This is a genomic window from Flavobacterium anhuiense, from assembly GCF_001705175.1.
GTDB classification, from domain to species: Bacteria; Bacteroidota; Bacteroidia; order Flavobacteriales; family Flavobacteriaceae; genus Flavobacterium; species Flavobacterium anhuiense.
On the sequence record NZ_CP016907.1, the window covers coordinates 1,210,369 to 1,224,417 of the forward strand.

At 34.3% G+C, this 14,049-nt stretch carries 8 protein-coding genes; all 8 read right to left on the reverse strand.

Annotation, left to right across the window (positions count from 1 at the left end):
* Nucleotides 1–65: 65 nt before the first annotated feature.
* Nucleotides 66–1,136 (reverse strand): glycoside hydrolase family 16 protein, encoded by a 1,071-nt coding sequence (locus BB050_RS05140; protein ID WP_066032836.1) that lies wholly within the window; start codon nt 1,134–1,136, stop codon nt 66–68.
* A 60-nt stretch (nt 1,137–1,196) separates the two neighbouring features.
* Nucleotides 1,197–3,020: a cellulase family glycosylhydrolase gene (locus tag BB050_RS05145; protein ID WP_335583313.1), complete on the reverse strand. Its 1,824-nt coding sequence runs from the start codon at nt 3,018–3,020 to the stop codon at nt 1,197–1,199.
* The gene (locus tag BB050_RS05150) at nt 2,959–4,419 is read right to left on the reverse strand and encodes a glycoside hydrolase family 30 protein (protein WP_066032837.1); all 1,461 of its coding nucleotides are present in this window, start codon (nt 4,417–4,419) and stop codon (nt 2,959–2,961) included. The genes BB050_RS05145 and BB050_RS05150 overlap by 62 nt, the downstream gene beginning before the upstream one ends.
* Nucleotides 4,420–4,448: 29 nt before the next feature.
* Entirely contained in the window at nt 4,449–5,900 is a 1,452-nt protein-coding gene (locus tag BB050_RS05155) for a glycoside hydrolase family 30 protein (RefSeq protein WP_066032838.1), read from the reverse strand.
* 91 nt (nt 5,901–5,991) lie between these two features.
* Nucleotides 5,992–7,446 carry a glycoside hydrolase family 30 protein gene (locus tag BB050_RS05160; RefSeq protein WP_008466698.1) on the reverse strand — a complete coding sequence of 485 codons (1,455 nt, stop codon included), beginning with the start codon at nt 7,444–7,446 and terminating at the stop codon, nt 5,992–5,994.
* Nucleotides 7,447–7,615: 169 nt separating this feature from the next.
* Nucleotides 7,616–9,124: a RagB/SusD family nutrient uptake outer membrane protein gene (locus BB050_RS05165; protein ID WP_066032839.1), complete on the reverse strand. Its 1,509-nt coding sequence runs from the start codon at nt 9,122–9,124 to the stop codon at nt 7,616–7,618.
* 13 nt (nt 9,125–9,137) lie between these two features.
* Entirely contained in the window at nt 9,138–12,248 is a 3,111-nt protein-coding gene (locus BB050_RS05170) for a SusC/RagA family TonB-linked outer membrane protein (protein ID WP_066032840.1), read from the reverse strand.
* A gap of 984 nt (nt 12,249–13,232) precedes the next feature.
* Entirely contained in the window at nt 13,233–14,024 is a 792-nt protein-coding gene (locus BB050_RS05175; RefSeq protein WP_066032841.1) for a hypothetical protein, read from the reverse strand.
* Between the last annotated feature and the right edge of the window lie 25 nt (nt 14,025–14,049).

Here is a 14,049-nt window from a genome sequence, read left to right on the forward strand (position 1 = left end):
AATTTTAATCTTGTAAAGCTAGTGTTTACGAGGCTTTAAAGAAAAAAATCTATTTAAAAGTTATGTTAATTATACACTCTTACGTAATCAATTTCATAAGTGGCACTTTTGAAATTTGGATCTACGGCTCCTCCGAAATTTCCTCCCATTGCTAAATTTAAAATCACAAAGAATTTCTGATTGAACGGTGTTGTACTTGAGTTTTTATAAGTGTAAAATAAATTATCGTCTACATAAAATTTGATGTTTTCGGCATCCCATTCGGCAGCATAAATGTGAAACTCAGTTGTCGAATTTGGAACTGTTGTTGTTTTGGTATCTGGCGTATTTCCTGAACGTCCTGGAGAATGCAGTGAAGAATGAATTACGTTTGGATTGTTTCCAACTGATTCTAAAATGTCTATTTCTCCGCATGCTGGCCAGCCCACAGTACCAATATTGTCTCCTAACAGCCAAAAAGCTGGCCAAGTCCCGCCACCAGATGGTAATTTTGCGCGAACTTCTGCTCTTCCGTATTTAAAAGAAAATTTACCTTTTGTCAGCATTCTTGTCGAAGTGTATTGGCTTCCTTGATAATTTTCTTTGATTGCTGTAATCTTTAAAAGTCCATTTTCAATTTTTACATTCTCAGATCTATCAGTATAATATTCTAATTCGTTATTTCCCCAGCCATTTCCAGTTCCCAAATCGTAACCCCATTTTGAAGAATCAGGAGCTCCATCTGTATTAAATTCGTCTGACCAAATTAATTTTCTGGCTACGAAAATATTTACTGTTGTAGAAGTATTAGTATATTTTATTCCATTAAATGCCGTAACATCAATAATGTAGGTTTTGGTTCCTGGCTGAGTAAATTCATATGAAAAATTGCTAGTTGTAAACTCTTTTGTTTCATTGTTTACCACAACCTTATATGACTTTGCATTAGGAGCTTCGATCTTTAAATTAATTTTTCCGCTTCCGTCTCCATTTGGCATTTCGGCAGTTTTTCCAATTACATCAACTTGTACTGAGATTTTATCAGGAGCTACGACAGGACTATCGGTCGTATCATTATTACTGCTGCAAGACTGAAATACAAACAATAGGATTAAAGTAAATACTGCTGCTCTATTGGCGAGATTGATTATTTTCATCTTTTTATTATTTAAATGGTTTAGTTAATAAATTGAATATCAAGATAAATATTATTTCGTCTACTTTTTGTTTTTGTTCATAACAAAGTCAAAATAGTTCAGATTAAAACCTCCTTTTTCAAATACAGCTTTTACTTTATTTGAACCTGATCTCAATACAACATTAGATAAAACAACTGTTTTCCATTTATCATTTCCTCCAGTTGAAGGAAGTGATATCACTGTTGATTTTGCTCCTCCTTCAGTCTCTAAATACAATTTCCCTTCTCCTTTTTCGCTCGAATAACGAATCGCAACATTGTAAGTTCCTTCTTTTGCGTCGACAGTGTACTGAATCCATTCTCCATCTTCAATAAATGAAACTTGATAACCGTTTGAATCTTTATACTTGCATGGCAAAATATCAACGCCATCATTTCTCATACTGTTACCGCGATTCCATTGCTCGTCTTTTCCAGTTACCGATCTGTAATTTATAAAATCAGTATCTGAATATGCTTTTCCGTTTGTACCTAAATCATAATGCGTTGCCGCAATTTTTCCCGGAACTGCGTTCTTCTTGTATGGTTTTGTATCGTCTGTCTGCACTTGTCTAAACATAGCATCTATTACATCTGGCTTAACAGTTACGTTTTCCATTTTGTAATTGTCTGCTATTTTCATCAAGGTCTTTTTTGCAAATTCTGGAGATGGTTTTGGTCCGCCGTCTTTCCAATATTTCAATAAAACATCATATTCTGGAATTTTAGTAACAGAAGTTACTCCAGCAATGTTGTCTATTTTTTTCATCGGCCAAAATGCCCATCCGATATTGTTTGTTTCAACCAAAGTCAGAGCATCTTTAAACCAAACATTAGAATTTTCTCCACTTTCTCCCATCCAGATTGGCACATTATATTTTTCTCTGTAGCCCAACATCTGTTCAATCGAAGCTTTGTCGGTATAATTCCAATATTTATGGAAACTTAAAGCTAGATTGTCATCCCAAAGAGGAAAAATTCCGTTGTAGTTATTTCCCCAGCAGTTTCCTTCAATAAAAATTAAATGATTGGTATCGACTTCGCGAATGGCTTTTGTAACCGCAACCATCAAATCTCTTAAAGGTCCGTTTGAATTTTCGTCACAGCCATTTTTGTTTAATCCTGTAAAATTCCAGTTTGGCTCGTTGATAATATCATAAGCGCCAATCCAAGGATTATCTCGGTAACGAGAAGCTAATTTCTTCCATAATGCAATCATTTTTTTCTGATTAGCTTCGCTTTGCCAAAGTGCAGGTTTTGTCGTGTCAAAGTCCGAAATTGCCGCATCGTTTCCTTGTCCGCCTGGAGCAGCGTGCAAATCTAAAATCAGGTATATTTTATTTTCTGCACACCATTTCAGCAAATTGTCTGTCATGGTAAAACCTTCTTCGATCCAAGTGATTTCACCGTTTTTCTCCTGCTCGATTGGTGGAGTATAAAGATTGTAATGCATTGGAAGACGAATAGAATTAAACCCCCATTTTGCTAGAGAATCGATATCTCGTTTTGTGATTCCGTTTTCTTTATAGGCTGCGTAGAATTCCTTTGTTCCCTCTTCGCCAATTACATCTTGTATTTTTTGTCGAATTTGATATTGCGGACTGGCAAATGGCTGGGTCTTCAACATATAGCCTTCCTGCACCATCCATCCGCCAAGGCCTAAACCTCTTAAAAGAACATTTTTGCCATTACCATCAACAATTTTTTGTCCATCTCTGTGCAAGAAACCTTGTCCGAAAGAAGCAATCGAAATGAGAAGCTGTGCTGCTAAAATTATTTTTTTCATACGAATGGCTCTAAATTTATTTCCAAGTATAAGTCCCAACTGAACCTGCATCAAGCGAAGTTGTTGCCCATTTTCCATTAAATTTAATGTTGAAAGTTTCTGTTGCAGAACCATCATTTTCAACAATCAGGACTTTAGAACCAGAAGGCGTGATAAAAGCAACATTTTGCAAACTTCCGCCAGAATTGCTTTCAATTCTAGTAGATCCCATTGGGACAAATTTTGAAGCATGTGCAATTATATAATACGCTACATTGCGTTCAAAACTATTGCCTGAAGTTATAGTTATAGCACCTTTACACATTTCACATCCTCCATCTGTATGAGGACCAAAACTTGCATTATTTGCTAGATTCCACTCTAATGCATTTTTACTGTAATTTCTCATTGAGCCGATAATTACATTTCGAAGATGCCATTTTAAATCGCCTTCAAACTGCCCTTGTGATGAAGTCCATTGCTCTGTAAAATAAACATTTTTGGCTGGATACGAATTGTAAACATTAAGTAAAGCTGTGATGTCACCAGCGTATAAATGGAACGCAGATCCATCAACATAAGGATAAGCCTCTGCATCTGCTAAAATGGTTTTTGGATAATTTGGATTATCGCAATTGTGATCGTAAGCAATGATTTTCACGTTTAGATTTGCTGTTTTAAAAGCCGGCCCTAAACTATTTTTAATAAAATTGGCCTGATCTGTAGCAGACATATACATACTCGGATTGTTTCCGTCATGCAAAGGTTCGTTTTGAGGAGTTACAGCATCAATTGTAATCCCTTCTGCTTTCATCTGCTGAATGTATTTTGCAAAATATTTAGCGTAAATATCATAATATTCTGTTTTCAGTTTCCCTCCTTTAAAACTTGCGACATCTTTCATCCAAATAGGTGCAGACCAAGGTGTTGCTAAAATTAAAATTTTAGGATTAATTGCCAGAATTTCTTTTAGCATGGCAATTAGATTTTTATCTTTTTCTAAACTAAATTTATCTAGATTTAAATCTGTTTCTCCTGTCGCAAGATCATTATAAGTAAAAGGCGTTGCATTTAAATCTGAAGCTCCAATACTGATTCTGATATAACTTACTCCAATTGAGTTTTCTCCATTCCCGAATAATTCTTGTAAAAGAGCAGTTCTTTTTGTTGCGTTTAATTGGTTTATAACGTCTACGCTTCCTCCTGTCAAAGTATATCCGAAACCATCAACGGTCTGATATTTTTGAGCGGCATTTACTTCAATATTAGCATACGCATTCACTGTTGTGCCAAATCCTAATTTTACTGTTTGTTTCTCTAACAATGCACTTTGATTTCCTTTTGTCAACCAGAAATCAACATCATTTGCAACTACTACTGGCGGATTTACCACAGGCGGATTTTCTACAGGATCACTTGACGAAGAGCATTTAACCTGAGACATGACGACTGCCATGACGAAAAACGCTTTTATGGTATTCTTTAAATTAAATTTCATTTTCTGTGGTTTTTTAGTTAGTCTGACAATTAGTATACAATAGTCTGTATAGCATGTGCCGGAATGGTAATTGTGGTTTTTCCTGTTTGATTTTCTAAAGAATAAACAATCTCTTTTCCAGATTGATTCATTACAATCGTAATCAATTGTCCGTCAGAATTTTTAAAAGAAGTACTCAATAAAGATTTATCGCTTATGGTTTCAAGCACTCTTTTTGCGTTTGGTCTAATGAATTTTGAGAAATGCCCAATATAATAATACATTGGAGTATAAATTAATTCATCTTTTGTTGTATCTGCATGGATTGGCGCAAAACAAAAATTCCCAACATGATTTGGGCCTCCGTTCTGGTCCAATAGAATATTCCAGTCTGTCCAACCAACTGTTCCGTTATTAAAATCATGAATCATATTGATTCCGTAACGCTCTGCATTTCCCCAGAATTGATATTTTGAAGCATCAAATTTTTCGATACAGCCTTCTGTAAAAAGCAGATTTTTGTTTGGAAAAGCTTCATGAACTTTTGCTACCGATTCAAATTGAGGCGGGCCTCCATTCCAAGTTTCATACCAGTGAAATCCAATTCCCCAAGCATATTTAGAAACTTCAGGATCTGAGAAAACAAGATTGGCTCTTTTAGTTAGCATGTCTCCTCGGTTATGATCCCAGATAATGACATTTTTAGAAACAAGCCCTTCTTTTTCTAAAGTTGGACCAAGATGATTTTTAAGGAAATCTCTTTCTGCTTCTGGAGTATAGATGCAAGATTCCCATCTTTGCTTGGCCATTGGTTCATTCTGAACGGTTAGCCCCCAAATTGGAATTCCTTCTTTTTCGTATTCTTTTATGAATTTGGTGTAATACAATGCCCAAGCTGGAGCAAATTCAGGCAATAAAACGCCGCCGTGCAAAATATCATTATTGTCTTTCATGAAAGCTGGGGGACTCCATGGGCTAACAAATAACGTTAGTTTCCCGCCGGCTGTTTCAATTGCTTTTTTGATTAAAGGAATTCTATATTTTCGATCGTGATCTATATTAAAAGTCTTTAAGTCTTTGTCTCCTTCAGAAACATAAGTATAGCTATCACTGCTGAAATCACAGCTGTGAATGTTTGTTCTTGCCAAAGTATACCCGATACCTTTATTTTTATCGTAATAAGCATTTAAGAATTCCTGCTGTTTTTTTGGAGATAATTTTGCAAAAACTTCAGCGCTTGCATCTGTAATTGCTCCTCCGATTCCCAGGAATATCTGGTCAGTTTTATCAGTATTTACTAGAATAGATACTCTTGATGTTTTTTGTTGTTGAGTGTTGTTTTTTGAAATTAAATCATTTGATAATGATAATTTCAAGTTGGTATTTTCGGCAGTAGTGTAAACCTTTATTTTATTATTTTTTTGAGCTGTTATTTTTGAGGTGAAACAGCTTAATTGCATTAATACAAAGGCTGATAGAAATATTTGAGAGGTAATTTTCATGTTGCTTAAATAATCGTTTTAAAATTAAAAGCAAGAGAAGACTAAAATGGATGATTCAAATTAGTCCTCTACATTACTTTACTACAAAATATTAATAAACAAGTGTTTGTATAGCGTGTGGCGGAATTTTTACTTCTGCCTTTTTATCTCCAATAATCAAATTGTAGGTGAGGTCGTTTGCAGATTGATTCATAACAATAGTTGCCATGGTTCCATCAGCATTTAAAAAAGAGGTACTCAATAAAGCGCTTTTGCTTACTGCAGTGCTTACTCGAGTAGCATTTAGGCGGATAAACTTTGAAAAGTGTCCGATATAATAATAAGATGGCGTGTAGATTAATTCTCCTGTAGTAATATCTGCATGTATCGGTGCAAAACAGAAATTCCCAACATGGTTTGGTCCACCATTCTGATCTAGAAGAATATTCCAGTCAGTCCAAGCAACTGTTCCGTTATTAAAATCATGGATCATGTTAATTCCGTAGCGTTCTGCATTACCCCAAAATTGATATTTCGATGCATCAAATTTTTCAATACAGCCCTCAGTAAACATCAGTTTTTTGTCTGGATAAGCTTCATTTACTTTACCTACATTATCAAACATTGGCGCTCCGCCTGACCAAGTCTCGTACCAGTGAAATCCCATTCCCCAAACATACTTTGATGCTTCAGGATCTGAGTAAATTACGTTAGCACGATAATTCATCAAATCACGGTTATGATCCCAAACAATTATTTTTTTATCACCAAGATTTTCTTTTTTCAAAGTTGGCCCAAGATAATTTTTGATAAAGTCTCTTTCGGCTTCAGCCGTATAAATACAAGATTCCCAAGTCTGTACAGCCATTGGCTCATTTTGTGTCGAAGTTCCCCAAATCGGAATTCCTTCTTTTTCGTAGGCTTTAATAAATTTTACATAAAAGTTGGCCCAAGTCTGATAGTATTCAGGAAGCAGAGTACCGCCTTTTAATACATTTTTATTGCTTTTCATAAAAGCATTTGGCGACCAAGGAGCAGCGTAAGTCATCAATTTTCCACCTGCTTTGTGTATAGCTTGCTTTATTAAAGGAATACGAAATTGCTTGTCGTGATCAATAGAAAAAGTCTTCAGCTCTTTGTCCCCTTCTTCGATATAAGAATAGCTTCCACTGCTAAAATCAGAACTTTGAATTGTTGTTCTTAGCAAAGAATAGCCTATTCCTTTTTGTTTATCGTAGTAAGCATCTAAAAATTCTGCTTGTTTTTCTTTTGAAAGTTTAGCAAATATTTCGGCGCTAGCATCTGTAATAGCTCCTCCGATTCCCATAAAAGTCTGAAACTTTTTAGATGGTTCCACAAAAACAGAAGTTTCTGTTTCTAAGGGTTGTTTTGCAGCAGAAAAAGTCAAATTATCTGTAGTTGTTAATCTCAACTTTGAGTTTTCTGCGGTAGTATAAACGGTTATTTTTTTGCCGTTGGTTGTAAACTCTTTTTTTGTTTTTGGCTGTTGCGCAAATGCTGCAGCAGAAAACAAAAGGCATAAAATTTTTAGGCTATTTTTTTTCATTCGCTTCCAATTATTATGTTTTTAAATTGAAGTTTAGAAGAAATCAAAATAGAGTTCTACCTATAAAGGATTTAAAAAATAGCCCATACTCATAATGATTATGGGCTATTTACAACCAAACTTAAACTTAAACTTAACTTAACTTTTTATTTTCGTCGGAATTCAACTTTTATTGATAGTTAGGATTTTGTTTCAATTTAGTACCGTTAAGTTCTGTGTACGGAATTGGGAAAATCTCATCTGTTCCAGCATCAAAGCCTCTGTCAGACAATGCAGCTGCTGCATCTCCCCATCTTACTAAATCAAAGAATCTATGTCCTTCACCTGCTAATTCCATTCTTCTTTCGTGCTTAATAGCAACTAATGTTACAGGAACTGAAGGTAATCCAGCTCTTTTTCTAACTGCATCAAGTAACGCTTGCGCTCTTGCTCCAGATCCTAAAGCTTCTGCCTCCATTAGGTAAGTATCTGCAAGTCTGATCACATAAGAGTTTTGTTTGTAGTTCAACTCTGAGTTACCACCACCTGTACTAACATCTGACTGTCTTGGAAGGTATTTGTTCAAGAAATATCCTGTATCTTGGTAAGCTGGAATATAATTTGCTTTACCTGCAGCTTTTAATGCTTTTAAATCAAGAATTGTAGCATCTTTACGTGGGTCACCTTGCATTGCATCATACAATTTCTGAGTCGCAACGTTGAAAGCCCATCCTGAAGGAAGATTTGGTGCATCAGAACCTGTTGGTCTAGAATAACCTCTAGGTCCAACCATAATGTTTAATGAGTTTCCTTCGTCTCTACCAGATCCCCAGAATGTCCAATCAGAGTTACCTGCACTACTGTGAGATACTTCGATTAATGACTCAGCATTAAATTTATTAGATGTAATCCATAAGTCGCTAAAATTATCTAACAATTTATTTCCGTATTGGTTTGTCTCGCCAGGAGTACCATTTACTTCTGCTAAAACTGCAGCTGCTTCAGTTTTTTTACCTTCAAACAAATACACTTTTCCTAAAAGTGCTTGAGCCGCTCCTTTGTTGAATCTTCCTGCTTCAGTATCCTTAATAACAGTATTTGGTAAAACTGCAATAGCCTCAGTTAAATCTTTCTCTATTTGAGCATAAATTACTTCTGGTGCAACTTGTTCAGGAGTATAAATTGTTTCTGTAGATAATGGCTCTAAAACTAATGCAATGTTTTTAAACATTCTTACTAGGTTAAAATAGTAAAGCGCACGTAATGTTTTAGCTTCTGCAGCAAATCTGTTTCTAACAGCATCATTCATTGAAGCTGCAGGCAATTTAGACAACAAAATATTTGCTCTAGAAATACCTTGATAGTGGTCATTCCAGTAACTTCCTGGGATAGTAATTGAAGTAAGCGAATGTGTAGAGAAATTCTGGATTCCAGTTCCATCTGTAGAACTACCACCTCCAGCATAAAAATCATCAGAGCCTGCATTAAGCATTGCTACCATATTTTCAAAACCTCCAGTATTTTTTCTCATTGGATCGTAAACTCCAATTAAAGCAGCATAACATTGCTGTTCATTAGAAAAGTACGTATTTGTATCAAATTTTCCTTGTGGGTCAATGGTCACAAAATCTTCAGAACAAGATCCTAAGACTGCCAATGCCACAGCTATATATATATATTTAAATTTTATCGTTTTCATGATTCTTTAATTTTTAAAATTGAACGTTAGCTCCAAACAGAATAGATCTTGCTTGCGGATAAACTCCTTTATCTACACCATAAACCTGACCTCCAATTTCTGGATCAAATCCAGTGTATTTTGTAAAAGTGATTAAGTTCTCTCCTGTTAGGTAAAAACGAACTTTATCAGCTCCAATTTTAGATGATAAATTAGTTGGCATTGTATACCCAAGAGTTACCACTTTCAAACGTAGATAATTTCCATTTTCAAGATAAAAATCAGACATGTTAGTGTAGTTTTTATTTGGATCATTATTTGTTAATCTTGGATAATCGTTTGAAGTTCCTTCTCCATTCCAACGATCTAAAGCTTTTGTTTGGTAGTTAGCATTCAATACATCTAGCCTTCTTAAACCTTGGAAAATTTTGCTTCCAGCTGCTCCTTGAGTAAATGCCATAAAGTCAAAGTTTTTGTAATCTAAATTTACTGTAAAACCAAAAGTATATTTAGGCAAGTTTGTTCCTAAGAATTGTTTATCATCATCAGTAATTTTTCCATCACCATTAGAATCTACCCAACGGAAATCTCCAGGTTTAGCATTTGGCTGAATTAAACCGCCTGATGCATTTTTATATGCAGCAACTTCTGCATCATTTTGGAAAATTCCTGCTGTTTTAAATCCATAAAACTCATTAAATGAATGTCCAACTTGTGTTCTTGTTACAGGTCCCATAGATTGGAAAGAAGCATCTCCAACAATGAAATTTGTAGATGATCCTACATATGTAATTTCGTTTTTCAAGTAAGCAAGGTTTGCATTAACTCCTAAATTGAACTCACCAAGTCTTTTCTTGTATCCTAATTCAACCTCAATACCGCTGTTATCCATATCTGCAATATTTGCAGATGGAGCATCAACTACCCCAACATATCCAGGAATTACGATGTTTCTTAAGATTCCTTTTGTTGTTTTTTTGTAGTAATCAAGAGTAAGAGAAAAATCATTGAATAATTTTGCATCAAGACCAACTGTTGTCTGAGATGTTTCTTCCCATCCTAAGTTTGCGTTTGGAAGAGTAGAGTTTCCGTAACCTGTAGTAATACCACCAGAAGTTCCCACAGCATAGTTATAACCTCCAACAACTGTAGCTCTATATTTGAAGTCATCAATATTATCATTACCTACAACTCCATAACCTCCACGCAGTTTTAAAGTATTCACTACATTGTTTTCTTTCCAGAAGCCTTCTTTTGAAACCACCCATCCTAGAGAGAATGAAGGAAAAACTCCCCATTTTTTGTTTTCACCAAAACGAGTTGATCCATCACGACGAATAATACCCGTGAAAAGATATTTTTCCATGTAATCATAGTTAGCACGTAAGAACAATGAAGATAATTTATGCTCTGTAAAATCACTTGCTCTATTAACTCTATCCGACTGCGGAATATCAAAGTTAAAAGAAGCATCTTTATAGCTAGTAATTGGCAATCCGAACATTGTTACTCCAATAGAACCACCAATATTTTCAACATAAGCTCCTTGTCCAGCTAAAACACTTACATTGTGATCTCCAAATTTGTTAGCATAACTTAAAGTATTTTCAAGTGTCCATGCTAAAGATTTGTTATTATTCTGGCTGTAGTTATTTCTATCAGCTTTCATGTTTGGATTTAAGAAGAATACCGGAGTAAACATTTGATCTCCCCAATAAGCTAACTTACCACCAAGTGTAGTTCTAAATTTTAAGTGGCTTGTAATATTAGCCTCTAAATAAGCATTCCCTACAAAGTCATCTGACCAGCTGTATCCTCCTAATCTTGTTTGAATATATCCAAGAGGATTTGTCATCTCTTGTTGCACTAAAGAAGATATTCCATAAGGATTACCATTTGCATCTCTAACTACATTTGGATTAGTATAAAATCCTGAATTTGCTTCGGTAGGATCAGTAACTACAAGTGGAGTAAGCGGATCTAAGTTGATTGCAGAGCTTAAAGGTCCACCAAACTCACTGTTTGTATTACCAATACCTTTTGTTTTTTGGTGTGTATATCCAAAAGTTTGTCCGAAAGTAAAGTAATCAGAAATTTTGTGTGTTGAGTTTAATCTGAAGTTTTTCTTTGTGTAGTTAGAAATATCTGTTGTAACAATACCTTCCTGATCTTGAATTCCGAAAGAAGCATAGAAAGTAGATTTTTCACCACCACCACTAATACTTAACTCGTGAGTGTATCTGAAAGCAGAATCATTAAAGATTGCATCTTGCCAATTAGTACCTTTTCCAAATGCTGCAGGATTTGTGTATTTAATAGCGCCTCCGTCATTTAAAGATTTTTCATTCATTAAAGTTGCATACTGAGTAGCATTCAACATATCTAATTTTTTAGCTGGAGCAGATATACCAGCAAAACCATTATAGTTTACAGAAATTTTCCCTGATTTACCTTTTTTAGTAGTAACTAAGATAACCCCTGTAGCCGCACGAGTACCGTAGATTGCAGCAGAAGCAGCATCTTTAAGAACCTCAATAGATTCGATATCACTTTGGTTGATAAAACCAATTGCGTTTGCATCTACAGCAATACCATCAACAACCCAAAGAGGATCATTTCCACCTTCTCTAAATGTAGTGATACCTCTTACACGAACTTTTGAGTTTGCCCCAGGCTGTCCAGAAGTAGCAGCAACAGAAACCCCTGCTACTCTACCTTGTAAAGCTTGCTCAACTCTTCCGTTTGGTACTTTTTCTAAATCAGCCGATTTTACACTAGAAATTGCCCCAGTTACAACAGATTTCTTTTGAGTACCGTATCCAACAACAACAACCTCATTTAAAGATTGTGATTCTGGTTTTAATTGAACTGTAATTTTTGTTCTTCCGTTTATAGCTTCAGTTACTGTAGCATAACCAATAAACGTAATTGTTAATGATCCGCTTGAAGGCGCTTGAATCTGGAATTTCCCGTCAAAGTCTGACGCAGTAGATTTTGTAGTACCTTTTAATAAAATTGTTGCACCTGGAACAGGCATACCATTTTCATCGTTAATTATTCCATTTACTGTGACATCCTGAGCCACAGCTATAACCGAGAATAACAAAGATGAAATACAAAAAACAAGTAATTTTGTTAATTTCATTTTTCTAAAAATTTTGGTTAATTAATTAGTAATTTGATGCAATACTAAAACTAAATTTTCACTTTTCACATCTTGAAGTCACTACAAAAACACATCAAATTAAAAAAAATAATATTATAAAAACACATCAAAAAAATCATAATTATTTGATTATTAAACAATTAAAAAAACAAAAAATAGTACTAAAGAAAAGTTAATTTTAAAAAATAACACTACACTATATTTCTTTATGAAAAGTGTATTAAAAATTATCAAAACTACAACGTGATAGTAGCACTAACAAAGCCATAAACAACTATACTATAGACAATTACAACAACATTAAGTTCAATTTTAACAAAAATCAAAAAATAGAGAATATCATATTTTTACCCTACTTTTTTTACATTATTGACAATATTTTTTATAGAAAGAAAAATCTTATTTTTAATAAATTTATAAGAAATATTTTACATTTAAGATAATTTGTAAATAAAAATTTGAAAAAAATCACTTCAAAAAATGAAGAAAAAAGATGTTTTTTACTGAAAATAATGAAGTGATGGTCCTTTTCTATAATATCCCAAAATTTAAGATCTCTCAGAAGATTGATTAACTTATAATACAAGAGAAGAAACAATTTCTAATAATCATTCGAAAGAGATAGCAAAATGATCGAGCTTACTTCTCAAATTCTTTATTGCTCTACACGAAAAAATATAGAATTGTATCCGAATACAGTGCTAAGTTGAATTAGAGCAAAGATTTCACTTCTTTACATTCTCTTTTATAGGCATATTTCACAGTTATTTACTATTCCAACTAGAACAAAAAAAATAGCCCATAATCGAAATTATGGGCTACCCAGGCAATAAACTTAACTTAAACTAACCATAGTTTAAATTTTAAAATATGCTTCTACAATTAAAGAAGCATAAGATGTTTGAAATTCGAAAAAGGAATCTTTTAGTCTTCCTTTTTCGAAATAACTAACACAAAATATTATTATTCAGGTCTGTAAACAAATGTCCAACCAGTTCCTGCATCCTTTAAACTTCTAGGAACATACAGTACTAACTTATCTTCAGTAAGTGTAATAATAGTATACTCGTTAGCAGCATTTCCAGCTTCATATCCTAAAATTTTTGAATCCTTGATGAATAGCTTTTTATTAGCAATATCCAAAACAAAACTTCCCTTTTCTGCTGTTGCAGAAGCAGTTTGATAATGATTATAATTTGCTGCTCCATTTAAATCAAAATGCATTTTACCATTAACATCTAACGGAGGACAGCAATCACCTGCATTCCACCATGCACTCATAGCTGAATCTGGATTATCTGGAGGAGACATAAACCAGTACATATCACCTGTGCCAGCAACACCATCAAAAACCCATGTTTTACCAGCCGAAGTGTTTGTACTTACTAAATCATACCAATCCTGCTCTAATGGAGTGTCAAGTCTGTCCACCTGCACATCGATTTTTTTAGTAAAAAATTCTGCTCCTAGAGTCCCTACGAATGTAAAAGTCGATTTACCTGGAATTGGATAAACAATAGTTACTTCGTTAGTCAGCGCTTTTCCTAAATTATAATCCCAATAACCTGTAACTCCAGGTGTATTCATGCTCAATGTGATCTTGTTTCCTCCTGCAGGGCTTTGTTTAGCAACTAATTCAACTCCCGCGACATCAGTAGAATTTTTTAAATGCTGTTCATCCACAATGGGATCGCAAGCCGAGAAGACTAGCACAAATGCAGCAATTAGTAAATATTTTATATTATTAATTTTCATCTTTCTTGTTATTAATAGTTATTGA